Origin of the sequence: Pseudonocardia xishanensis, assembly GCF_039541715.1 — a bacterium.
GTDB lineage: Bacteria > Actinomycetota > Actinomycetes > Mycobacteriales > Pseudonocardiaceae > Pseudonocardia > Pseudonocardia xishanensis.
Genome location: NZ_BAABGT010000025.1, coordinates 69,911 through 93,151 on the forward strand (window position 1 = coordinate 69,911; position 23,241 = coordinate 93,151).

Annotated in this window: 18 protein-coding genes; 8 read left to right on the forward strand and 10 right to left on the reverse strand. The window is 74.3% G+C overall.

Annotation, left to right across the window (positions count from 1 at the left end):
- Positions 1-268: 268 nt before the first annotated feature.
- The 4 genes from ABD993_RS08800 to ABD993_RS08815 are packed head-to-tail and all read right to left on the reverse strand — an operon-like array spanning position 269 to position 3,664.
- The gene (locus ABD993_RS08800; RefSeq protein WP_345414564.1) at positions 269-1,078 is read right to left on the reverse strand and encodes an enoyl-CoA hydratase; all 810 of its coding nucleotides are present in this window, start codon (positions 1,076-1,078) and stop codon (positions 269-271) included.
- Complete coding sequence (locus tag ABD993_RS08805; protein WP_345414566.1) at positions 1,075-2,580, reverse strand: class I adenylate-forming enzyme family protein; 1,506 nt, start codon at positions 2,578-2,580, stop codon at positions 1,075-1,077. The genes ABD993_RS08800 and ABD993_RS08805 overlap by 4 nt, the downstream gene beginning before the upstream one ends.
- Before the next feature lie 40 nt (positions 2,581-2,620).
- The gene (locus tag ABD993_RS08810) at positions 2,621-3,412 is read right to left on the reverse strand and encodes an SDR family oxidoreductase (RefSeq protein WP_345414567.1); all 792 of its coding nucleotides are present in this window, start codon (positions 3,410-3,412) and stop codon (positions 2,621-2,623) included.
- A gap of 12 nt (positions 3,413-3,424) precedes the next feature.
- Positions 3,425-3,664 carry a hypothetical protein gene (locus ABD993_RS08815; RefSeq protein WP_345414569.1) on the reverse strand — a complete coding sequence of 80 codons (240 nt, stop codon included), beginning with the start codon at positions 3,662-3,664 and terminating at the stop codon, positions 3,425-3,427.
- Positions 3,665-3,834: 170 nt separating this feature from the next.
- On the opposite strand from ABD993_RS08815, the gene ABD993_RS08820 reads away from it, so the two are divergent.
- The 3 genes from ABD993_RS08820 to ABD993_RS08830 all read left to right on the forward strand — a co-directional run bounded on the left by ABD993_RS08820 (position 3,835) and on the right by ABD993_RS08830 (position 6,689).
- On the forward strand, positions 3,835-4,647 hold the full coding sequence (locus ABD993_RS08820; protein WP_345414571.1) for an enoyl-CoA hydratase/isomerase family protein: 813 nt from the start codon (positions 3,835-3,837) through the stop codon (positions 4,645-4,647).
- Between the two features lie 62 nt (positions 4,648-4,709).
- Positions 4,710-5,477 (forward strand): SDR family NAD(P)-dependent oxidoreductase, encoded by a 768-nt coding sequence (locus ABD993_RS08825; protein WP_345414573.1) that lies wholly within the window; start codon positions 4,710-4,712, stop codon positions 5,475-5,477.
- Positions 5,478-5,504: 27 nt separating this feature from the next.
- The gene (locus ABD993_RS08830; RefSeq protein WP_345414575.1) at positions 5,505-6,689 is read left to right on the forward strand and encodes a PP2C family protein-serine/threonine phosphatase; all 1,185 of its coding nucleotides are present in this window, start codon (positions 5,505-5,507) and stop codon (positions 6,687-6,689) included.
- A gap of 6 nt (positions 6,690-6,695) precedes the next feature.
- On the opposite strand, the gene ABD993_RS08835 is transcribed toward ABD993_RS08830, so the two are convergent.
- Positions 6,696-7,439: an alpha/beta fold hydrolase gene (locus ABD993_RS08835; RefSeq protein WP_345414577.1), complete on the reverse strand. Its 744-nt coding sequence runs from the start codon at positions 7,437-7,439 to the stop codon at positions 6,696-6,698.
- Positions 7,440-7,734: 295 nt separating this feature from the next.
- On the opposite strand from ABD993_RS08835, the gene ABD993_RS08840 reads away from it, so the two are divergent.
- Positions 7,735-8,445, forward strand: a complete 711-nt coding sequence (locus ABD993_RS08840) for a GAF and ANTAR domain-containing protein (protein ID WP_345414578.1) — start codon at positions 7,735-7,737, stop codon at positions 8,443-8,445.
- A gap of 57 nt (positions 8,446-8,502) precedes the next feature.
- Here ABD993_RS08840 and katG read toward each other — a convergent pair whose 3' ends face one another.
- Complete coding sequence (gene katG, locus ABD993_RS08845; protein ID WP_425568921.1) at positions 8,503-10,851, reverse strand: catalase/peroxidase HPI; 2,349 nt, start codon at positions 10,849-10,851, stop codon at positions 8,503-8,505.
- Here katG and ABD993_RS08850 point away from each other — a divergent pair.
- The 3 genes from ABD993_RS08850 to ABD993_RS08860 are packed head-to-tail and all read left to right on the forward strand — an operon-like array spanning position 10,757 to position 14,404.
- Positions 10,757-11,995, forward strand: a complete 1,239-nt coding sequence (locus tag ABD993_RS08850; protein ID WP_345414582.1) for a cation:proton antiporter — start codon at positions 10,757-10,759, stop codon at positions 11,993-11,995. The genes katG and ABD993_RS08850 overlap by 95 nt on opposite strands.
- A 49-nt stretch (positions 11,996-12,044) precedes the next feature.
- On the forward strand, positions 12,045-12,578 hold the full coding sequence (locus ABD993_RS08855; RefSeq protein WP_345414583.1) for a DUF6394 family protein: 534 nt from the start codon (positions 12,045-12,047) through the stop codon (positions 12,576-12,578).
- Positions 12,579-12,589: 11 nt separating this feature from the next.
- Positions 12,590-14,404: a potassium channel family protein gene (locus ABD993_RS08860; RefSeq protein WP_345414585.1), complete on the forward strand. Its 1,815-nt coding sequence runs from the start codon at positions 12,590-12,592 to the stop codon at positions 14,402-14,404.
- A gap of 305 nt (positions 14,405-14,709) precedes the next feature.
- Here ABD993_RS08860 and ABD993_RS08865 read toward each other — a convergent pair whose 3' ends face one another.
- Complete coding sequence (locus ABD993_RS08865) at positions 14,710-15,489, reverse strand: DNA-formamidopyrimidine glycosylase family protein (protein WP_345414586.1); 780 nt, start codon at positions 15,487-15,489, stop codon at positions 14,710-14,712.
- Positions 15,490-15,493: 4 nt separating this feature from the next.
- Positions 15,494-15,889, reverse strand: coding sequence for a nuclear transport factor 2 family protein (locus ABD993_RS08870; protein WP_345414588.1), 396 nt, complete (start codon positions 15,887-15,889; stop codon positions 15,494-15,496).
- Positions 15,890-16,015: 126 nt separating this feature from the next.
- Here ABD993_RS08870 and ABD993_RS08875 point away from each other — a divergent pair, with 126 nt between their 5' ends.
- Positions 16,016-21,586 carry a SpoIIE family protein phosphatase gene (locus ABD993_RS08875; RefSeq protein ID WP_345414589.1) on the forward strand — a complete coding sequence of 1,857 codons (5,571 nt, stop codon included), beginning with the start codon at positions 16,016-16,018 and terminating at the stop codon, positions 21,584-21,586.
- Between the two features lie 7 nt (positions 21,587-21,593).
- On the opposite strand, the gene ABD993_RS08880 is transcribed toward ABD993_RS08875, so the two are convergent.
- Together ABD993_RS08880 and ABD993_RS08885 are read right to left on the reverse strand one after the other, a co-directional pair.
- On the reverse strand, positions 21,594-22,751 hold the full coding sequence (locus tag ABD993_RS08880) for an acyl-CoA dehydrogenase family protein (protein WP_345414590.1): 1,158 nt from the start codon (positions 22,749-22,751) through the stop codon (positions 21,594-21,596).
- 51 nt (positions 22,752-22,802) lie between these two features.
- Positions 22,803-23,153, reverse strand: a complete 351-nt coding sequence (locus ABD993_RS08885) for a hypothetical protein (protein WP_345414592.1) — start codon at positions 23,151-23,153, stop codon at positions 22,803-22,805.
- Positions 23,154-23,241 lie beyond the last annotated feature (88 nt).

Genomic DNA, 23,241 nt, shown 5'->3' on the forward strand with positions numbered 1-23,241 from the left:
CCGGTGAGCGTACCGATACCCCGCCGCGAACGGCACCCCTCGAGGGAGTTGACATTCCGTCACATTCAGCGGTGACGGGTGTCGGACCGGATCGTCCACTCGACGGCGTCGAACCACTTCGGCGTCGAACCACTTCGGCGTCGAGGCCGCGCGCGAGCTCGCGCCGGCGGACGCCGGCATCGAGAGCCGAGCTCGAACGCCGCTTCCTCACGACGGCGGGCCGGATGTTCGCCGCCGCCGCGGACGGCTGACCCGAGAGCCGGCCGGGTCAGGAACCCACCTGGGCGCGGTTGCGGGCCATCACCGCCCGGCGCCGCTCGTCCAGCGCGGCGAAGTCGGTGGTCCCGGCCTCGGCGATGGCCCGCTCGGTCTCCAGGGCGGCCAGCACCGGGGCGCCGGACCCCTCGACGTACATCCGCTTGACCGCCTGCAGGACGTCCGCGGGGGGCTCGGTGGCCGCCGTCGCCAGCTCGACGGCCCGGTCGAGCAGCCGCTCGTGCGGCACCACCTCGGTGACCAGCCCGATCCGCAGGGCCAGCTGGGCGTCCACCACCTCGCCCGCGAAGGACATCCGCCGCGCCCAGCCCATCCCGACGACGCTCGGGAGCCGGGCCGTCATCCCGCCGCCGGGCCGCACGCCGACCCGGGCGTGGGTGTCGGCGAACACGGCCCGCTCGGAGGCGACGAGGAAGTCGCAGCCCAGCGCCAGCTCCAGGCCGCCGGTGAAGCACGCCCCGTTGACCGCCCCGATGATCGGGGTGCGCATCCGGCCGGTCTGCGCGATCACCGGCTCGTCCCGGTGGCGGCGGAAGTAGGCCGCGCCGTCCGCCGCGGCCTCCTTGAGGTCGACGCCCGCGCAGAACGCGGGATCGGCCCCGGTCAGGACGACGGCGAGCACCGCGGGGTCCTCGTCGGCGGCCAGCAGCGCCCGGTACAGGCCGGAGATCACCGCGCTGCTGAAGGCGTTGCGCGCCTCCGGCCGGTCGATCGTCACGACGCGCACGGCGCCCCGGTCCTCGGTCCGGACGACGGTCGGGTCGGTCTGCACGGGTGCCTCCGGGGTGGTCGGGTGGGTCACGGCGCGTCCGCCAGCCGGGCGACGACGTCCCGGCGGACGAGCTTGCCGGTGGGGGTGCGGGGCAGCTCGTCCCAGGCCAGGATCCGGTCCGGGGTCTTGGAGCCGCGCAGGGTGCCGCGGACGGTCGTGCGCAGCTCCTCCAGCGCGGGGGCGTCGAGGTCGACGCCCCGCCGGGGCACCACGACCGCCTCGATCCGCTGGCCCCACTCCTCGTCCGGCACGCCGACGACCACGGCGTCCGCGATGTCCGGGTGCCGGAGCAGGACGTCCTCGATCTCGGCGGGGGCGATGTTCTCCGCACCGCGGATGATCGTGTCGTCCACCCGGCCCTCGAGGAACAGGTAGCCCTCGGCGTCCAGCCTGCCGTGGTCGCGGGTGTGGAACCAGCCCGCCCCGTCCACCGTGGACCCCTTCCCCGCGTACTCGGTGGAGACCTGCTCGCCGCGGACCCAGATGTGGCCCGGTTCCCCGGCCGGGAGCGGCGCGCCGTCGTCCCCGCGCACCTGGATCTCGATACCGGGCACCGCCTGTCCCGCGGACGACAGCCGCGCCCGGACCACGTCGTCGTCCGAGCTCAGGGCCGCGCGGTGGTCGGCGGGGCCGAGCACCGTGATGGTCGAGCTGGTCTCGGTGAGGCCGTAGGCGTTGACGAAGTCGACGTCCGGCCACTCCGCCAGGGCCCGCTCGATGATCCGCCGGGGCATGGCGGCGCCGCCGTAGGCCAGCGAGCGCAGCGACGGCACGGACCGGTCGAGGTCCGGCTCGTCCACGATCCGCGCCAGCATCGTGGGCACGACCATGGCGTTCGTGACGCCCTGCTCCCGGACCGTCCGCAGCCAGTCCTGCGGGGTGAAGGACTCCAGCACGATCACTCGGCGGCCGGCGTAGAGGTTCGTGAGCGCGTTCGACACCGCCGCGATGTGGTAGGGCGGCACGCTCATCAGCGCCGCGTCGTCCGCGTCCGCGGACGCGAACTCGACGGTGCCCAGGACGTAGGACACCAGGTTCGTGTGCCGCAGCACCACGCCCTTCGGTGCCGAGGTCGTCCCGCTGGTGTAGATGATCACCGCGGCCGAGTCCGGGTCGACGAACGACTCCGCGGGCGCCCGGTCCGCGGCCGCGCGCGCGTCGGCGAGGAAGGCCTCGGGGGTCCGCGCGGTCAGCCCGGCCCGCTCGACCGCGGCGCGCCGGCCCTCGTCCGCCACGACCAGCGCCCGGGGATGGTTGCCGACGAGGTGGGCGAGCTGGTCCGCGCCCAGCCGGTAGTTGACCGGCACGAGCGGCACGCCCGCCGTCCCCGCCGCGAACAGCGCGACCGGGAAGGCCGGGCCGTTGACGGCGAGGTAGAGGATCGCGTCGGCGCCCGCCGCCTGGACCAGCGCCGCCCCACCGCCCGCGTGGGAGCGCAGGGCCTCGGCGGTCAGGCCCGTCTCGCGGGTGCCCACCACGATGCGGTCGCCGAACCCGTCGGCGGCCATGTCCAGCAGCATCGTCACGTTCATGGTCGTGAGACCACCACTCGGACGGGTTCCACGCCAGGGTTCACGCCAGGCCCTTCGCCGCGGTGCCCCGGCTCGCGTCGCCGAGCTGCGAGCCGCCGTCGACGTCCAGGATGGTGCCGCTGACGTAGGTGGCCGACGAGCTGCACAAGAACACCGCGGCCTCCGCGACCTCCTCGATCTCGCCCCAGCGCCGCATCGGGATCCGCGCGTAGTACGCCTCGCGCGCGTCGTGGTCCGGGGCGAGGCGGGCCATGCCCTCGGTGCCCGAGATGGGGCCGGGGGAGATGCCGTTGACCCGGACCTCCGGGCCCCACTCCATGGCCAGCACCCGGACGAGCTGGTTGATGCCCGCCTTGGCCGCGCAGGCGTGGGCCTGCAGCGGGATCGCGTTGACGGCCTGGCCCGCGGTGATCGCGATCAGCGAGGCGCCCGGCCTGCGCAGCAGGTCGTAGCAGCCGCGGAACACGTTGAACGTGCCGTTGAGGTCGATGTCGATCACGGTGCGGAAGGCGTTGGCCGACATCTGCGCCGCCGGGGCGAGGAAGTTGCCCGCGGCGCCGGACACCACGACGTCCAGCGGGCCGAGCTCGGCGACCACCTGCTCCATCGCCTCGCGGGTCGCCGCGTAGTCGCGGACGTCGGCGGAGAGCCCGAGGGCGCCCGCGCCGATCGAGTCCGCGGCCGCCTTCGCCTTCTCCGGGTTGCGGCCCAGGACCGCCACCCGTGCCGCGAGCTCGCCGAACCGCTTGGCGATGCCCAGGTTGATCCCACTGGTCCCGCCCGCCACGAACACGGTGCGGTCGGCCATCAGGCCGTCGGTGAACGCGCTCAACGTGAAGTCCCTTCAGCCCGAACTGGGGAGAGCGGTGGCCTGCTTCGGCGCGACGGCCACGCCGTCCACCGTGAGCCCACCGACGCCCGCCTTGGTGCACAGCAGCTCGAGGTCGCCGTGCGCGTAGCGCTTGCCCATCACGGGCGGCGGCGCGCCGTCCGCGACCGGCTCCGCGGCGGGGGCGTCGGTGCCCACCGGCACCATCGGGTACCCGCCGCAGCGCAGGTCGACGTCCTCGTCACCGGTGCGCACGACGACTACCGTCGTCTCGCACGCGACGCTCCGCAGCCTCTGCCCGGTCCGCAACTGCATGGCTGTCCTCTCGACGTGTGGCCGACTCGAGAGTCGAAGTCGGCGACGACTTGCGGCTAGATTAACGAACGATCGACAAAGTGTGTGAGTGACGGAGGCGACGCGGCCCGATGGGGGATGACATGGCGGTGATGGTCAGCGACAGGCCTCTCGAGGGCGTGGTCCGGATCACGTTGAACCGGCCGGACCGGCTCAACACGCTGACGGCCGAGATGGTCGCCGAGCTCTCCGCGGAGCTCACCCGCCTCGCGGGGGACCGGACCTGCCGGGTCGTGGTCCTGACCGGCGCCGGGCGCGGCTTCTGCGCCGGACTGGACCTGCGGGGCTACACCGGCGCGGACGAGGAGCCCCGAGCGCGGATCGACCCGATCGCCGGGCTGGACCGGCAGCGTGACATCGCCCGGCTCGCCGTGCAGCTCCACCAGCTCCCACAGCCGGTGATCTCCGCGATCAACGGCCCCGCCGCGGGCGGGGGGCTGGCCTGCGCCTCGGACATCCGGCTCGCCGCGACGGGCGCGGTGTTCGCCGTGGGGTTCATCCGGGCGGGCTTCTCCGCCTGCGACATCGGGCTGTCCTGGCTGTTGCCCCGGATCGTCGGGACCGGGCGGGCGCACGAGCTGATGCTGACCGGGCGGCGGTGGGATACCGCCGAGGCGCTGCGGATCGGGCTGGTGACCGACGCCGTCGACCCCGAGGACCTGATGGACGTCGCGCTGGAGAAGGCGGGCGAGATCCTGCTGAACCCGCCGTTCTCCGTGGAGCTGACCAAGCAGGGCATGTGGGCGTCGGTGGAGAACCCCAGCTTCACCAACGCGGTGGAGTTCGAGAACCGCCAGCAGATCCTGTCCTCCATGACCGCCGACCGCGCCGAGGCGGCGCAGGCGTTCCTGGAGAAGCGCACGCCGACCTACGGCTGGCGGTGAGGTCGGTACCGAGGTCGGTACCGAGGCAGGCACCGAGCAGGGTCTCGACGAGAGGGAGCGACATGAGCGGTGAGCTCGCGGGCGAGGTGGCCCTGGTGACCGGCGCGGGATCGGGGCTGGGACACCGGTTCGCCACGGTGCTGGCCGGGGCGGGGGCGGCGGTCGCCGTCGCCGGGCGGCGGAAGGAGCGGCTCGAGGAGCTGGTCGAGCAGATCGAGGCGGCGGGCGGGCGAGCCCTGGCGGTGCCACTCGACATCGCGGACGCCGTCGAAATCCCGGGCGCGGTCGACACGGTCGAGGCGGGCCTGGGTCCGGTCACCGTCCTGGTCAACAACGCGGGCATCCCGGACGCCAAGCGGGCCCACCGCATGCCGCTCGAGGTCGTCGACGCGGTGCTGGCCACCAACGTCCGCGGGCCGTGGCAGCTGTCCACGGAGGTCGCCCGCAGGCTCATCGCGGCGGACCGGCCGGGCCGGATCGTCAACATCTCCTCTCTCAGCGCGCACGACTACGGCCACGACGGGGCCGCGGGCCTCTACTCGGTGACCAAGGCCGCCGTCGAGCGGATGAGCGAGGTGCACGCGGTGGAGTGGGCGAAGTACCGGATCAACGTCAACGCCATCGCGCCCGGAGCGTTCCTCACCGAGATGATGGACGGCATGATCGACCGGCTGAAGACGTCGGAGGAGGAGATGGCCGCGGGCTGGCCCCGCAACCGGTTCCCGCGGCCGGAGATGCTCGACTCCACCCTGCTGTACCTGTGCTCGCCCGCGTCGGAGGCGGTGACCGGGACCGTGGTGAAGGTGGACGACGGCCAGCACCGCCGCTGATCCTCCCGCCCGCACTAGTCTCGCCGGATGTCGTCTCCGCGGGTCCCACCGCTGGACCTGCGGGAGCTCCTGGACCGCGCCGAGTCCGCCTCGCCGGTCGAGGCGATCGACGTCATGGCCGACGCCATGGCCGAGATGCTGTCCGCGACGGAGGTCTGGTTCTGGATCACGGACCTCAGCGGGCGGGCGGTCGCGCGGTTCGGGGGCACGAACGCCAACGCGGCCAGGCTCCACCACCGGGCCGAGGACGTGCCCGTGGTGCGGCTGGCGGGCACCGTCTACGAGCGGGTCCTCCGTTCGCAGCGCCCCGACCTGCGCTCCGGTCCCGACGGGAGCAGGCTCGTGGTGCCGGTGGCCGACCGCGGGGACACGATGGGCCTCGTCGAGGTGTACACACCGGGGGTCCCCGACGAGGCCGTCATCGCGAGCATCGCCGCCGCGGCCCGGGCGCTCGCCTACGTCGTGGTCGGCGCCCGCAGGCACACCGACCTCTTCGAGTGGGCGCAGCGCAGCGCCCCGTTCTCGCTCGCCGCGGAGATCCAGCGCAGGCTGCTGCCCAGCGCGTTCACCTGTGAGGCCGGGCAGTTCACCGTGTCCGGCTGGCTGGAGCCCGCCAACGCCGTCGGCGGCGACACGTTCGACTACGCCCTCGACCGGGACAGCCTGCACCTGTCCATCACCGACGCCGTCGGGCACGACGTCACCGCCGCCCTGCTCGCCACGGTGCTGGTCGGGAGCCTGCGCAACGGCCGCCGCCACCGGCTCGACCTGCGGGACCAGGCGACCACGGCCAACGACGCGCTCGTCGGCTATTCGCAGCCGGGCGAGTTCGTGACCGGCCAGCTCGTCCGCGTCGACCGGGCCCGCGCCCGCCTCGCGATCGTCAACGCCGGACACCCGCTGCCGTACCGGGTGCGCGCGGGCGGGGCCGAGGTGGTCGACCTCGCGATCGACCTCCCCTTCGGCCTCTACGCGGGCCACGGATTCACCGTGCAGCATCTCGACCTGCGCCCGGGGGACCGGATCGTCCTGGTCACGGACGGGATCCTGGAACGCAACGCCGAGGCCCTCGACGTCGAGGCCCTGCTGGCGGACACCGCGGACCGGCACCCCCGCGAGGTGGTCTACACCCTCGGCGAGGAGGTGCTGGCCGCGACCGGCGGCGACCTCCGGGACGACGCCACCGTCGTGTGCCTGGACTGGCACGGCTGACGACGGTCAGGCGGCGGGGTGGCCGGTGACCCGGCCATCGGCCGCGGTCCGGAGGAACGCCCCGATCGCGGCCGCGAGGGCGTCCGGCTCGGTCAGCGGCACCATGTGGGCTCCGCTCTCCAGGGTGGTCGAGGCCCCGTGCGGAGCGACGCGGGCGAGCGTGTCGGTCCAGTCGGCGGGGGAGATGCGGTCCCGGGGGCCGCGCAGGACGAGGACCGGGCACGAGACGCCGACCAGTGCCGTCTCGATCCGGTGCCTGCGGGCCGCCCCCATCGTGCGGACCATGGCGGTCGGGCCGGTCCGGGCGTAGTCGCGGACCAGCAGCGGCACCTGCGCGGGACGCTCGTGCACGGAGGTGCGGAGCCAGCGCGCGGCCAGCCGCGACCGGGTCCGGGCCCGGGGGTCGGTCGTCGGGCCGATCAGCACCAGCGCCGCCACGACGCCGGGTGCCCGGGCCGCCGCCTCGACCACGACCTGACAGCTCGCCGAGTGCCCGAGCAGGACGCAGGTGTCGATCCCGAGCTCCGTGACCCGGTCCAGCAGCCGACCCGCCTGGGTCTGCGGGTCCACCGGGAGGTGCCGGGGCACCGGCTCGCCGAACCCCGGGAGGGTGACCACGGTGCCTCCGCCGAGCCGGTGCAGGACCGGGCGCAGGGTGGCAGCGGACAGCCCGAGACCCGGGACGCCGACGAGCGGCGTGTCGGGGCGGGAGCGGGACGGGTCGAGCGGGCGAACGCCGGATGCGGACATGGGTTCCTCTCGGTACGAACGGCCGGGGGAGCGCTGAGGCGACCGGTGTGGGGACGGGGTAGCCCGGATCGGCGGGCCGAAGCGTGGATCCGGATCCCCGCGCCGGCCGCGTCACCGCGGCCTGCCACCCGGTCACCCGACCGGTACGGTGGGGCCCCGGCACCCGAGGTGCCGTTGTGGAGTCCGACCCGGCCCTCGTCGCACCCTGCGCCCTGACCACGCGCCCGCCGCCCGCTCCCGCGTCCCGCGGGTGCGCCGTGCGGGCCGGGCCCCGACGACGGATCACCGGAGAATGATGAGCGACCCTCACGACGAGCTCCTGGCCAGGGACTTCTCCGTGATCGCCCGCCAGCTGCAGGCCGAGGACGGGGCCGGGCCGACCCAGGACCGCATCACCCGCACCGCGACCCACACGGTCGACGGCTGCGACCACGCGGCGATCTCGTTGGTCGTGCACAACGGCGTCATCCGGACGGTGGCGGCCACGGACGACGTGCCGGTCCGGGTGGACGCGCTCCAGTACGAGGTGCGGGAGGGCCCCTGCCTGGACTCGATCCGCACGCACGACGTCTTCATGACCGGCGATCTCGCCGTCGAGTCGCGCTGGCCCCGCTCCGCCGCGCGCGCGGCCGCCGAGACGGGCGTGCGCAGCATGCTCGCCGTGCGGCTGTTCCTCGGCGGGGACACGATCGGCGCCCTGAACCTGTACTCCCGCACGGCGGACGCCTTCGACGACCACTCGTGCGCGGTCGCCGCGATCCTGGCCGCCCACGGCGCCGTCGCGCTGACCGCCGTCCAGCACGAGCGCCGCGCCGAGCAGCTCGCCTCGGCGCTGGAGAGCAACCGCCGGATCGGGGTGGCGATGGGCGTCCTCATGGCCCGCGAGCACGTCGACGAGGACGAGGCCTTCGCGCTGCTGCGCCGGGCCTCCCAGCGGCTGAACCTCAAGCTGCGCGACGTCGCCGACCAGGTCGTCGAGACGGGCAGGGCCCCTCACGTGCGCTGACCCGCGCTCGAACGACCGACGCCCCGCCGCAGCGGGTCGGGGCGTCGGCGGACGGGCTCAGCGCAGGTCGTACCGGTCCAGGTTCATGACCTTGTCCCAGGCCTGCACGAAGTCGTGGACGAACCGCTCCTTCGCATCCGCCGAGGAGTAGACCTCGGCGATCCCGCGCAGGATCGAGTTCGAGCCGAAGACCAGGTCGACCGCGGTGGCGGTGCGCACCACGGTGCCCCGGGCGTCCCGCGCCTCGTAGACCCCGGCCGAGTCCTTCGACGTGCTCCACTCGACGTCGAGGTCGAGCAGGGTCGTGAAGAAGTCCTGCGACAGGACGCCCGGCCGGTCCGTGAACACGCCGTGCGTCACGCCGTCAGTGGTCGCGCCCAGCACCCGCAGGCCACCGATCAGGACGGTCAGCTCCTTGGCGGTGAGCTCGAGCATGTACGCCCGGTCGACGAGCAGCGTCTCCGGCTCGAGCTTCGCCTCCGGGTCGATCCAGTTGCGGAACCCGTCGGCGCGGGGCTCCAGGTACTGGAACGTCTCGACGTCCGTCTGCTCCTGGGAGGCGTCGGTGCGGCCGAGGGCGACCGGCACGGTGACCTCGACGCCCGCGTCCGCCGCCGCCTTCTCGACGGCCGCGGCACCGGCCAGCACGATCGTGTCGGCGATCGAGACCGGCTTGCCGAAGGCCGACCGCACCTCGTCCAGCCCGGCGATCACCTCGGCGGTGCCCGCGTTGACCGGCCAGCTCGCCTGCGGCTCCAGGCGGAGCCGTCCGCCGTTGGCGCCACCCCGCTTGTCGGTGCCGCGGTAGGACGCGGCGGCCGACCAGGCGGTGTGCACCAGCTGGGAGACCGACAGCCCGGAGTCGAGGATCCGCTGCTTGAGGGCCGCGACGTCCGGCTCGGCGAGCAGCTCGTGCTCGACCGGCGGGACCGGGTCCTGCCAGAGCAGCTCCTCCCGCGGCACCCACGGACCGACGTAGCGCGAGAGCGGGCCCATGTCGCGGTGCAGCAGCTTGAACCACGCGCGGCGGTAGGCCTCGGCGAACTCGTCCGGGTGGTCGCGGAACCGCTCGGAGATCCGGCGGTACTCCGGGTCGGCGAGCAGCGACAGGTCGCTCGTCGCCATCATCGGGGGGTTCCTCCTCCCCTCGATGTGGGCGTCGGGGACGAGCTCCTGGCCCTCGGCCTCCTTGGGCTTCCACTGCTTGGCGCCCGCGGGGCTGCGCGTGAGCTCCCACTCGTAGCCGAAGAGCATGTCCCAGTAGCCGTTGTCCCACTGGGTGGGGTTGGGCGTCCAGGCACCCTCCAGCCCGCTGGTCACGGTGTCGGCGCCCTTGCCGGTGCCGTTCCGGTTCGGCCAGCCCAGGCCGCCGGAGAACACCGGGCAGCCCTCGGGCTCCGGCCCGACGAGGTCCGGGTTCCCGTTGCCGTGCGCCTTGCCGAACGTGTGACCGCCTGCGATCAGCGCGACGGTCTCCTCGCCGTTCATCGCCATCCGACCGAACGTCACGCGGATGTCGTGGGCCGACGCGACCGGGTCCGCGGATCCCTTGGGCCCCTCCGGGTTGACGTAGATCAGGCCCATGGTGACGGCGCCGAGCGCGCCCTCGAGCTCCAGGGGGGCGTCGGAGCCGTAGCGCTCGTCGCCGAGCCAGGTGTCCTCCGGCCCCCAGAAGACCTCCTCGGGCTGCCAGCTGTCCTCGCGGCCGAAGGCGAACCCGAAGGTCTCGAAGCCCATGTCCTCGTGCGCGACGTTGCCGGCGAGCACCAGCAGGTCCGCCCAGGACAGGCTGCGGCCGTACTTCTGCTTGACGGGCAGCAGCAGCCGCCGCGCCTTGTCGAGGTTGCCGTTGTCCGGCCGGCTGTTGAGCGGGGCGAAGCGCTGCTCGCCGCCGCCCGCGCCGCCGCGGCCGTCGAGCTGGCGGTAGGTGCCTGCGGCGTGCCAGGACATCCGGATGAACAGCGGGCCGTAGTGCCCCCAGTCCGCGGGCCACCAGTCCTGCGAGGTGCGCATGACCGCGACGATGTCGGCCTTGACGGCGTCGAAGTCCAGCTGCGCGACGGCCGTCTTGTAGTCGAAGTCCTCGCCCAGCGGGTCCGACGCCCGCGAGGTCCGGTTCAGCACGCCCAGGTCGACCTGGTTCGGCCACCAGTCCCGGTTGCTGCGCGGCCGGTGGTCGGTGTGCGGGGTGGGGCCGGACAGCGCCGGGTTCTCGTGTTTCGCCCGCCCGGATCGGGCTATCCCCACTCCCGGTGACGACCGCGGCGACGTGCCCGGTCCAGACCTGGCCGCGGGGCCGTGAGGGGCTGGCGTGGACCTGCTGGATCTGACGTATGCACTGGTCGGGGTGGGTGCGCTGCTCGCGGGCCTGCTGCCCCGGCTGCTGGCGCATCGGCCGTTGTCCATGCCGATGGTCTTCCTCGGGCTCGGCGTGCTGCTCTTCGCGCTCCCGCTCGGACTGCCCGACCCGGACCCGATCGCCCATCCCGTGGTGGCGGAGCGGCTCACCGAGGTGACCGTGATCGTGGCGCTGATGGGCGCCGGGCTGAAGCTCGACCGGCCGATCTCCTGGCGCACCTGGTCGTCCACGTGGAAGCTGCTCGCGATCGTGATGCCGGTGACCATCGGGGCCGCGGCCCTGCTGGGCTGGTGGTGGCTGGGTCTCGCCCCGGCGGTGGCGCTGCTGCTCGGGGCGTCCCTCGCCCCGACCGACCCGGTCCTGGCGGCCGACGTACAGGTGGGGGAGCCCAGCGAGGACGAGGACGGCGAGGACGAGGTCCGCTTCGCCCTGACCTCGGAGGCCGGCTTGAACGACGCGCTGGCCTTCCCCTTCGTCTACCTCGCGATCACTCTCGCGACGGTCGGCGCGACGATGGGCGGGCTGCTGGAGTGGTTCGCCTGGGACGTCCTGGTCAAGATCGCCGTCGGGGTGGTGGGCGGGGTGGTCACCGGCAGGCTGCTGGGTCTGCTGTTCTTCCGGCCGCGGTCGAAGGTCCTGCACATGGCCTCGCACGCGGAGGGCTTCACCGCGCTCGCCGCGACCTTCCTGTCCTACGGCCTGACCGAGGTCGCGGGCGGCTACGGGTTCCTGGCCGTGTTCGTGTGCGCGCGGTCGATCCGGTCCGCGGAGCGCCGCCACGAGTTCCATCAGGTGCTGCACGACTTCGTCGAGCAGATCGAACGGCTGCTCACGGTGCTGCTGTTGGTGCTGCTCGGCGGCGCGATCGTGCGCGGGCTGTTCGCGGCACTGGACTGGCGGACGGTGGTGCTCGGGTTGGCCCTGGTCCTGGTGATCCGGCCGGTCGTCGCCACGCTGGCGCTGCGCCGCGGCCGCGGGGAGCGCAGTGAACGGCAGGCCATCGCGTGGTTCGGCATCCGCGGGATCGGCACGTTCTACTACATCGCCTACGCCTCGTCCGAGGCCGGCTTCGCGGACATCGACCGGGTGTGGGCCGCGGTGGGGTTCGTCGTGGTCGTGTCGGTCGTGGTCCACGGCGTCGCGACGACGCCGGTGATGGCCTGGCTGGACCGCAGGCGGGAACCGGCATGATCCTCCGTGCGCGGCGTGGCGACGGACGTGCCATCCTGACGCCGGTCGGGTGGAGGGGGAGCCTGCGGACCCGACCGTCGGCCCGGAGGGGGAGCCTGCGGACCCGACCGTCGGCCCGGAGGGGGAGCCTGCGGACCCGACCGTCGGCCCGGAGGGGGAGCCTGCGGACCCGACCGTGGGCTCGAAGGGTGGGGACATGAATCTGGAGAAGGTGGTCTTCGGCTTCTTCGTCCTGCTCGCCGCCACCCTGAACTTCGGCTTCTTCATCGGCGACATCGCCGATCCCGCGCTGCACAACATCTACGAGCTCTTCGCCGCGATCGTGGTCAGCCTGATCGCGACCGTGCTCAAGTTCGGCGACCGCACCCAGATCGGCGCGGTGCACCTCGCCACCAGCCTCGTCGCCGACCTCCAGCTCGTCGCCGCCGCGCTGACCTGGACGTACTACGTCCACATCGCGTCGGACAGCCTGAGCCCGGCCGCCACGGCGAGCGTCGTGTCGCTGTCCGGCGGCGCGCTCGTCGCCAACGTGGTGTCGGTGGTGCTGCTGGTGATCGAGACCGTCTCCTACCACCGGCGGTAGGGGTGGGCGCCGTGCGGTCGTGGGGGCGCAGGCTGCTGGGCCGCGACCCCGACCCGGCCGCGCCGTCGCGGCGGCTGCGCCGACGGGTGCCGCTCGCGTCGGCGGTCGAGGCCGAGGCCACGATCTTCCTGATCCTGCGCCGGATGCGCACCCCGCTGATCGTGCTGATCACGATCTTCGCGGTCAGCGTGCTCGGGCTGCACCTCATCCCCGGGCAGGACGCCACCGGCGCCCCCACCCGGATGAGCTTCTTCGACGCCTTCTACTTCATGAGCTACACGGCCTCGACCATCGGTTTCGGCGAGCTGCCCAACCCGTTCACCGCCGCCCAACGGCTGTGGGTCACCGCGGCCATCTACCTCACCGTGATCGGCTGGGCCTACGCGATCGGCACGCTGCTGGCCCTGCTGCAGGACCGCGCCTTCCGCCGGGCGGTCGCACTGCAGCGCTTCACCCGCGAGGTCCGGCGGATCCGCGAGCCGTTCCTGCTCATCGTGGGGCACGGCCGGACCGGCGAGCTGCTGTGCCGGTCGTTCGACGACCTCGGCAAGCACGTCGTGGTGATCGACATCGCGGAGGACCGGATCGACGCCCTCGAGCTCGGGTCGTACCGGGGCGACATCCCGGGGCTGGTCGCGGACGGGCGCGACCCGGGACACCTCGGCGTGGCGGGCCTGCGCAACCCGCGGTGCGTCGCCGTGCTCGCCCTGACCGACGACGACGAGGCCAACCTCGCCGTCGCGATGACCGCGGGCCTGCTGCGCCCGGACGTGCAGGTGATCGCGCGCACCGTCTCGCCCGCGGTGGCCGACCGCATCGACGCCTTCGGCACGCCGAGCGTGGTCAACGCCTTCGACCGCTTCGGCGACCACCTCCGCGTCGCGATGCGCGCGCCCGCCTCGTTCCAGCTCATCACGTGGTTGGAGAGCGGGCCGGGCGCCGAGCTGCCCGAGCGCGGCCGCCCGCCCGGCGAGGGACGCTGGGTGGTGTTCGGCTACGGCCGGTTCGGCCGGGAGGTCACCAGGGACCTGCGCGCCGAGGGACTGGACGTCACGGTGGTCGAGACCGGTCCGGTGACCTCACCCGACGCGCGCGTGCGCATGGTGGAGGGCTCGGGTGCGGACGCGGCCACGCTGGAGCAGGCGGGGATCGCGGACGCCGTCGGGATCGTCGCCGGGACGGACAACGACACCACCAACCTCTCGCTGGTCGCCGACGCCCGGCGGATCAACCCCGGGCTCTTCGTCACGGCCCGGCAGAACCGGGCGGCCAGCGCGCCGCTGTTCGCCGCCATGGAGGTCGACTCGCTGCTCGTCCCGGCCGAGGTGGTGGCGCACGAGGTCTTCGCGCAGCTCAGCACCCCGCTGCTCTGGCGGTTCCTGCAGGAGGTGCCCGCGCAGGGGGACGAGTGGGCCGCCGCGCTGGTGGACCGGATGACCACCGAGTGCGGCCACCGGCTGGCCCGGCTGACGAAGGTGCGGCTCAACCGCGAGGAGGCCCCGGCGCTGGTCGACTGGCTCGCCACGGGCGAGGCCCGGCTCGGGCGGGTGCTGCGCGATCCCGAGGACCGCGAGACCCGGCTGTCCGTGATCGTGCTGATGGTCCTGAGGCGGGGCGCCGACGGCGCCGAGGAGAGCCTGATGGCTCCGGACGACGAGGTCCTCCTCCGCCTGGACGACGAGCTCCTGCTGGCCGCCGAACCCGCCGCCGCGCGCGCCCTGGACACCACGATGCTGATCGACGCCGCGGCCGCCTACGTGCGCACCGGGCGTCGGGAGCCGACGGGATGGCTGTGGCGCCGACTCACCGGAACATCCGGGTCATGACCTCCGGATCGCCCGCGGGCACCCGCCGCAGGCCCACCATGCGGTCCGCGACCATGTTCTCGAGCGCTGCAGCGGCTCATGGACCGTCGGGACGCCACTACCACCAGCTCGTCACCCTCGCCTGCACGAGTGCGGGATTCCAGCCCTCGGCCGCCCACCCCCTGCCCGGGCTGGGCAAAGCTGACCGCACGAACGGCACTCTGGTGCGGACCTACCGCACGAGAGTGCCGTTCGTGCGGAGATCCGGTGCCGTCACGTCGGCGCGGCATGGCGACGCGGAGACCGTGCGGGCCCGACGACCCGGATCAGCTCTGACAGCCCGGGCACCACCACGTCTCGCGACCGTGCGCGGCCCGGGCGGCGGGGCGGAAGGCGACGGGGGTCCCGCAGCGCAGGCAGGGGCGGCCCGCGCGGCCGTGGACCCAGTGCGGCACACGGGGATCGCCGGTCGTGACCTGGCGGGGGTTGTCGGTGACGGCGGTGCTCAGCCGGGCCCGAGCGTCGTCGACCAGGGCGTGCAGGCGGGCCGGGTCGACCCCGGCGACCGGGGTCCAGGGGGAGAGGTGGTGCAGGAAGCACAGCTCGCCCGCCCACATGGTGCCCAGACCCGCCAGGCGCCGCTGGTCCAGCAGCGCGCCGACGAGCGTGTCCGAGCCCGCGCGGAGCCGGACGACCGCGGTGGCCGGGTCGAACCCGTCGGCGAGCAGGTCGGGGCCCAGGTGCCCGACGACCAGGCGTTCGTCCCGGGTGCGGACCAGCTGCAGGACGGGGAGGGCGACACCGGCGAGGGAACGGCCGTCGGCGAGCACGAGGAGCGCACGGACGTCGAGTCGGGGCGGAGGTCGGCGACCGGGGCGCAGCACCGACCACCGCCCGCTCATCCGCAGGTGCGAGTGCAGGGTGAGGCCGTCGTCGGTCCGCATCAGCAGGTGCTTGCCGTGCGACCCCCAGCCCGCGATCCGCTGCCCGGCCAGGTCGGCGGTGGCGACGCGGGGATGACGGAAGCGGCTGCGCGCGACCTCGACGCCCGCCGTCGCCGCGTGCAGTCGACGCGCCGGGCGGGCGATCGTGTCGCCCTCCGCCACGGCGTCAGGTGCCCGCGGTGACCTCGAGGAACGCGGCGGTGTCGTAGTAGGTCCGCAGGCCCGTGATGTGCTCACCGTCGTGGGTGAGGAACGTCGAGCCCTCGTAGGTGAAGGGCTTGCCGTCGCTCAGCGTGCCCGAGCTGTGCCACTCCAGCGCGGCCTCGGCGTCCGTCTCGACGGCGTTGGTGAAGACCGTGCGCACCTCGCTGAACTGGGCCCGGTAGCTCTCCCAGAATCCCCGGGCGTCACCGCGGCGCAGACCGGCGCCGTCCAGTCGGAAGAGCTCGGCGTCGTCGGTGAACATCGCGGCCAGGTCGGCGACGTCGTCCGCCTGCTCGGCGGAGCGCAGGGTCGCGACGAAGCTGCGGACGAGCGGGGTGTCGATGTGGTTGTCCTCCATGCCGTCGGCTACCCGCTCGCAGGCACTCGACACGCTCCCGGCGGACGGGCTGCGGGCCGGCCCGGGGGCTACTAGGCTTCCGACCCGGTCCTCCCCTGCACGTCGGACCACGGAAGGGGAGCACCGATGTCCGCACCGCCCGAGGACCCGGGCAGCCTCTTCGCCCACGGCGGCGAGGTCGGCGCGGTGATGGGCGAGCGGGACTGGGCGGCGACCCCGGTCGGCGACCCCGAGACGTGGCCCGCGGCGTTGCGCAGCGTCGTGCGGATCCTGCTGGGGTCGCGCTTCTCCATGTGGATGGGCTGGGGTCCGGACCTCGTCGTGTTCTACAACGACGCCTACCAGCGGGACACCCTGCGCACCAAGCACCCCTGGGCGCTGGGCAGGCCCGCCCGCGAGGTGTGGGCCGAGATCTGGCCGGACATCGGCCCGCGGATCGAGTCCGTCCTCGAGACCGGCGAGGCCACCTGGGACTCCGACCTGCTGCTGTTCCTCGAACGCAGCGGCTACCCGGAGGAGACCTACCACACCTTCTCCTACAGCCCCCTCGCCGACGAGACGGGCGCCACCGCGGGCTTCCTCTGCGTCGTCACCGAGAACACCGACCGGGTGCTGTCCGAGCGCCGGATGGACACCCTCCGGGCGCTGTCGGCGGCGTTGACCTCGACGCGGTCCGAGCGGGAGGTCCTCGACGCCGTCGGCGACCAGCTCGGGCGCCGCACCCGCGACCTCCCGTTCACCGCCGTCTACCTGACCGCGGACGGCGGGGCGGCGCGGCTGGCCTGCGCGGTCGGCGTCGAGGAGGGCTCGGCGGCGGCGCCCCACACCCTCGCGGCCGACCACCCGTGGCACCGCCCGGAGGTGCTGGACGGGCACCCGGTCGTCGTCGACGGTCTATCCGCGCTGCTCCCGGACCTGCCGACCGGGTCCTGGGACCGGCCGCCGGAGCAGGCGATCGTGCTGCCGCTGGGTTCGGCGCAGGAGGGGGCCGTCGCCGGGTTCCTGGTGGCCGGGCTGAACCCCTACCGCGCCCTCGACGACGGCTACCGCGGCTTCGTCGAGCTGCTCGGCGCGCAGATCGCCTCGGGCCTGCGCAGCGCGCGCGCCTACGAGACCGAGCGGACCCGCGCGGAGGCACTGGCCGAGCTGGACCGGGCCAAGACGGACTTCTTCTCCAACGTCTCCCACGAGTTCCGCACCCCGCTGACCCTGATCATGGGCCCGTTGGAGGACCTGCGCCGCGAGGCGGACCCCGGCCCGGTCGACCCGGCTCGGCTGCGCACCGAGCTGGACGTGGTGCACCGCAACGGGATGCGGCTGGGCAAGCTGGTCAACAGCCTGCTCGACTACTCGCGGCTGCAGGCGGGCCGGATCGACGCCCGGTTCGGCCCGGTCGACCTCGCCCGGCTGACCAACGAGCTCGCCGGGGCCTTCCGCTCCGCCGTCGAGCACGCCGAGCTCGGCTTCGTCGTGGACTGCCCGCCGCTGACGGCGCCGGTCCACGTCGACCGGGACAGCTGGGAGAAGATCGTTCTCAACCTGCTGTCCAACGCGCTCAAGTTCACCTTCGACGGCGAGATCCGGGTGGTGCTGCGGGAGGTGGCGGGTGCGGTGCGGCTCACCGTGTCCGACACCGGGGTCGGGGTCGCCGAGTCGGAGATGCCGCGGCTGTTCGAGCGCTTCCACCGGGTGACCGGGGTGCGGTCGCGCTCGGCCGAGGGCAGCGGGATCGGGCTGGCCATGGTCCGCGAGCTCGTCGGCCTCCACGGTGGGCGGATCACCGCGCAGAGCACGCCCGGGGTCGGCACGACCTTCACCGTGGAGGTGCCGACGGGCACCGCCCACCTGCCCGCGGACCGGATCGTCGACGCCGCGGACATCGAGGCGGACGCGCCCGAGCCGCGGCTGGCCGCGCCCTTCGTCGCGGAGTCGCTGCGCTGGCTGCCCGCGACCGGTCCGGGCCCGGGCGAGCCCGCTGCGGGAGAGGCCCAGTTCTCCCGGGTGCTCGTCGCGGACGACAACGCCGACATGCGGGACTACCTGCGCAGGCTGCTGGCGGACCGGTACACCGTCGAGGCCGTGCCGGACGGGCGGTCCGCGCTCGACTCCGCGCTGGCGGACCCGCCGGACATCCTGGTGACCGACGTGATGATGCCCGGCATCGACGGCCTGGAGCTGCTGGCGCGGCTGCGGGCCGATCCGCGCACGGCGCGGGTGCCGGTGCTGCTGCTCTCCGCCCGTGCGGGGCAGGAGGCGGCGGTCGAGGGGCTCGTCGCGGGGGCGGACGACTACCTCGTCAAGCCGTTCGCGGCCCCGGAGCTGCTCGCCCGGGTCGACGGGACGCTGCGGCTGAGCCGGGCCCGAACCGAGGCCGAGCAGCGGTTCCGGATGCTCGCGGACGCGACCCCGGCCCTGATCTGGGTGGACGGTCCCGAGGGCGACCGCACGTTCGTCAACCAGGCGTGGCGGGACTACACCGGGGCGATGGACCTGGCGGGCTGGCGCTCGCTCGTCCACCCGGACGACCTCGAGCACTACGACGCGCGGCGGGCCGCGGCGACCCGGGAGAACGCGGGCTTCGAGGTCGAGTACCGGCTCCGCCGTGCCGACGGGCGGTACCTCTGGGTGCTCGACCGGGGCGTCCCCGTGGCCGGGCCCGGGGCGGCGGGCGGCGGCTACGTCGGCGGCTGTCTGGACATCGACGCGCGCTACCGCGAGGAGGAGCGGCAGCGGGTCGTCGGGGAGGTCGGCGCGGCGATGGACCGGGCGGCGGCCGTGCACGAGCGCCGCGAGGTGCTGGTGCGCAGCCTCGTCGACGAGGGCGTCGCGGACCTGGCCGGGCTCGTCGTCACCGACGGGACGGGCCCGGAGGTGGTCGCCGTGGCCACCCGGGACGAGGAGACGAGGGAGCTGCTGCGCCAGGTGGACGTCGGCCCGCGCTGGTTCGCCGACGTCGTGACGAAGGGACTGCCGGTCGTGCTGCCCGGCGACGGCGGGCTCCTCTCCGAGGGCCCGCCGGTGCAGCAGGACCTCGGTCGCAGGCTCGCGCTGCGCAGCGTCGCGCTGGTCCCGCTCGCGGCGCGCGGACGGATCGCCGGGGTCCTCGCCGCGGCCCGCACCGCGCCCGCCGCGCCGCAGGACGACGACGACCTCGCCCTGCTGGACGAGATCGGTGCGCGGGCCGCCGTCGCACTGGACAACGCGCAGCTCTTCGCCAGCGAGCAGGAGACCACCGCCCGGCTCGCGCTGCTGCAGCAGGCCACGGCGGCGCTGTCGGCGGCCCCGACACCCACCCTGGTCGCCCAGGTCGCGACCGAGCAGTTCGCGCAGCTCACGGGGGCCACCGCGGTCGGGGTGTGGGAGCTGCGCGCCGACGGGGTGCTCGAGGCGCTGGCCCTGCGCGGCTGGGACCCGCGGGTGGAGCGGGACTGGAACACCCTGCCGACCGACTCCGACGACCCGACCGCCGAGGCCGTCCGCAGCCGGAAGCCGATGTGGGTCGAGAGGGACGAGGACTGGCGGACGCGCTACCCGCAGATCGACGAGCTCGTCCGGCGCGAGTACGGATACGGCGCGGTGTCCTCGGTGCCCCTGGTGGTGGCGGGCCGGTGCATCGGCGTCGTGTCGATCGCGTTCGTCGCCGAGCGCGTGCTGACCGACACCGAACGGGCCGCGGTGCTCTCGCTCGCCGAGCAGTGTGCCGAGGCGCTGCGCCGGGCCGAGCTGCTCGCCGCGGAGAGCGACGCCCGGCTGGCGGCCGAGAAGTTCAGCATGGTGGTGTCCGCGCTCTCCCGCGCGGTCACCCCGGCCGAGGTCGGCCGGGTGATCCTCGACCACGCGGTGGACATCGGGGCCGAGGAGGCCGCGGTCGTCCTGGTGCGCGACGGGCAGCTGGAGATCCTCGCGTCCTCGGAGGCGGTCGACGTGCACCGGGTGCCGCTGGCGGCCGGGCACCCCCTGGCCCACGCCTCCCGGACCGGGCGGCCGGTCTGGGTGGGGGAGCGCTCGGAGCAGGCGTGGCGGCACCGCAGGCTGCGCACCGGGCAGATCGAGCTGCCGGACCAGGTCGCGGTGCCCCTCGACCTCGGCGGCACCATCCTGGGTGCCCTGGGCCTGCGGTTCCCCGCCGCGCCCGGCACGTCGGGCGTGGCCCCGCCGCTGTCCGACGAGGCCCGGGCCGCGCTGCTCACCGTCGCGGCGCAGTGCGCGCAGGCGCTCGACCGTGCCCGGCTGCACGAGGCCGAGCACGAGATCGCCGCGGTCCTGCAGCGCAGTCTGCTCCCGCGCGAGGTCGTGCCGCTGGAGGGGCTGGCGGTCGCCGCCCGTTACCGCCCCGGCGCGGCCGGGGTACAGGCGGGTGGGGACTGGTACGACCTGTTCCCCGTCTCGCTGGCGGGCGGCCGGGCGGGGATCGCCCTCGCGGTGGGGGACGTCGTCGGGCAGGGGGCGGCGGCCGCCGCGGTCATGGGGCAGCTGCGGGTGGCGCTGTCCGGCGCCCTGCGCCAGGGGCGGGCGCCCGCCGAGGCGCTCGAGACGCTCGACGAGTACGTCTCCTGGGTCCCGGGCGCGCAGGCCTCGACGGCGGCCTGCCTGATCCTCGATCGGGAGACCCGCACGCTGCGCTGGGCCCGCGCCGGGCACCTGCCCCCGCTGCTGGTCGACAGCACCGGCGCCGGGTTCCTCGAGGGCGGCCACGGGCCCGTGCTGGGCATACGGGGGCGCCCGCCGTACAGCGAGGGGACGATCGTCGTCCGGCCCGGTGCCACCCTGCTGCTCTACACCGACGGCCTGGTCGAGCGGCGCGGCGAGCTGCTGGACACGGGTCTGGAGCGGCTGCGCACCGCCGCGGAGGACCTCGCGGACGCCCCGCCCGAGCAGCTGGTCGACGGGCTGCTGGACCGGCTCGGGGAGCAGGACGTGCACCCGGACGACATCGCCGTCGTCGCGGTGCGGCTGCTGCCCGCGCCGTTGGTCACGACCGTCCCGGCCGAGGCCGGGGAGCTGCGCGGGCTGCGCAGGCGGATCGCGGAGTGGGCCCGGCTGGCCGCCCTGGACGAGCTGCTGGTCGAGGACCTGCAGCTGGTGCTCGGTGAGGCCGCCGCCAACGTCGTCGACCACGCCTACCCGGACGCGCCCGGCAGCTACGACCTGCGCGTCGCGCTGCGCGGGGACGGCGCGGTGCACGTCGTCGTCACCGACCACGGGACCTGGCGGCCCGCGCCCGCGGACAAGGGCCACCGCGGGCGCGGCCTGGACCTGATCCGCGCGCTCGGCCGGGAGGTCACGGTCCAGCCCGGTCCACTGGGGACGGTCATCGGGTTCGTCGTCGCGCCGGAGTCGGCCGGGGCGGTTCCGCCGCCCGCGCCGTCGACCGGCCTCGCGCCCCTCGTCCCGGACCTGCGGGTCCACCGCGAGGACGGGACCGTGCGGGTCGGGATCCGCGGGGAGGTCGACCTGGCCACGGTCGGCGGCCTGGGCGCGGAGCTCCTGCGCCTCGTCGACGGGGCGAGCCGGGGCGAGGAGGTCCGACTCGACCTGGACGACGTCGGCTACCTGGCCAGCGCGGGTGTCGGCATGCTGGTCGACCTCGTCCGTCAGGCCGCGGAGCGCGGGGTCAGGATCCGTCTCGACGCCCGACCCGGCACTCCGGCCGCGCGCGTCCTCGACCTGACCGGGATCGAGCCGCCCGCCTCCTGAGCCCGCCCTACCGCAGCGCCGCGCGGACGAGCCCGCCGCCGACGATCAGCCGCTGGATCTCGCTGGTGCCCTCGTAGAGGCGCAGCAGCCGCACGTCCCGGTAGATGCGCTCGACGGGGATCTCCCGCATGTAGCCCGCCCCGCCGTGGACCTGGACGGCGAGGTCGGCGACCTTCCCGACCATCTCGGTGCAGAACAGCTTGGCGGCCGACGGGGCGAGGCGCCGGTCCTCGCCGGAGACGTAGGCGCCGGCGGTCTCGCGGACCAGCGCCCGGCCGGCCAGCACACCGGTCTGCATGTCGGCGAGCATGGCCTGGACCAGCTGGAACTCACCGATCGGGGTGCCGCCCTGGGTGTTCTGGGTGGCGTAGGCGACCGACTCGTCCAGCGCGCGCTGCGCGGTGCCGACGGCGAGCGCGGCGATGTGCACGCGGCCACGCGCCAGGGAGGTCATCGCCGCCTTGTACCCGGCCGCCTCCTGCCCGCCGACGAGTGCCTCGGCCGGGACGCGGACCCCGTCGAGGGTCACGTCGGAGGTCCAGGCGCCCTCCTGGCCCATCTTGCGGTCCTTCGGCCCGACCGTCAGGCCGGGGGTGTCGGCGGGGACGAGGAACACCGCGATGCCGGGGTCGCCCGGCTGCGGGTCGGCGGTGCGGGCGAAGACGACGAACAGGTCCGCGAGCGGGGCGTTGGTGATGTACTGCTTCCGCCCGTCGATCACCCAGTCGGTCCCGTCCTGGCGGGCGCGGGTGCGCAGGCCCGCGGGGTTGGAGCCCGCGCCGGGCTCGGTGAGGGCGAAGGACGCGACGACCTCGCCGGAGGCGAGCCGCTCGAGCCAGGTCTTGCGCTGCTCGTCCGTGCCGAAGCCGACGAGCACCTGGCCGGCGATGCCGTTGTTGGTGCCGAACATCGAGCGCAGGGCCAGGGTGGTGTAGCCGAGCTCCATGGCCAGCTCGACATCCTGGGTCAGGTCGAGCCCGAGCCCGCCCCACTCGGCGGGGATCGCATAGCCGAACAGGCCCATCTCCGCGGCGGCCCGGCGCAGGTCGTCCGGGATCCGGTCCTCCCGCATGATCTCGGTCTCGCGGGGCACGACGTCGGTGCGCACGAACTCCCGCACCTGCCGTCGGATGAAGCCGAAGTCCTCGGCCGACACCTCTGTCATGACCCCCACCCTGCCCGGTCGCCCCGGGAACGTCCACGGGCGGCGCCCTCCCTAACGGCGTGAGTCGTCCAGGTACTGCAGCAGGTCGTGGGCCGCCAGCTCGACCTCCTTGTGCCCCCACTCCGCGGCGCGGTAGTGGCAGCTGATGATGCCCATGCGGTGCAGGCGGGTGAAGTCGCCGAAGACGAAGGCGTAGCGGCGCTTGGTCTCCTCCGCCGCCCCCTCGGTCAGCGCGAGGTGCCAGGCGCCGTACTCCGCCCAGGTGTGGGTCCTCAGGTACCGGGTGCCGTCCGCGGCCGAGGGCTGGACGTCCCGCCACCGGCTGCGCAGCACGTAGCGGCGCGCATCGACGAGGTGGTGGGCGTACTCGACCGCGGCGTCGTTGACCCGGTACTTCGGCATCCGTCGATGATGGCCGAGGGTGGGGGAGGGCGCCCGCCCGAGCGCGTCCCAGGGTCGATCGCATGGCGACCCGAGGTGCCGTGCCGGT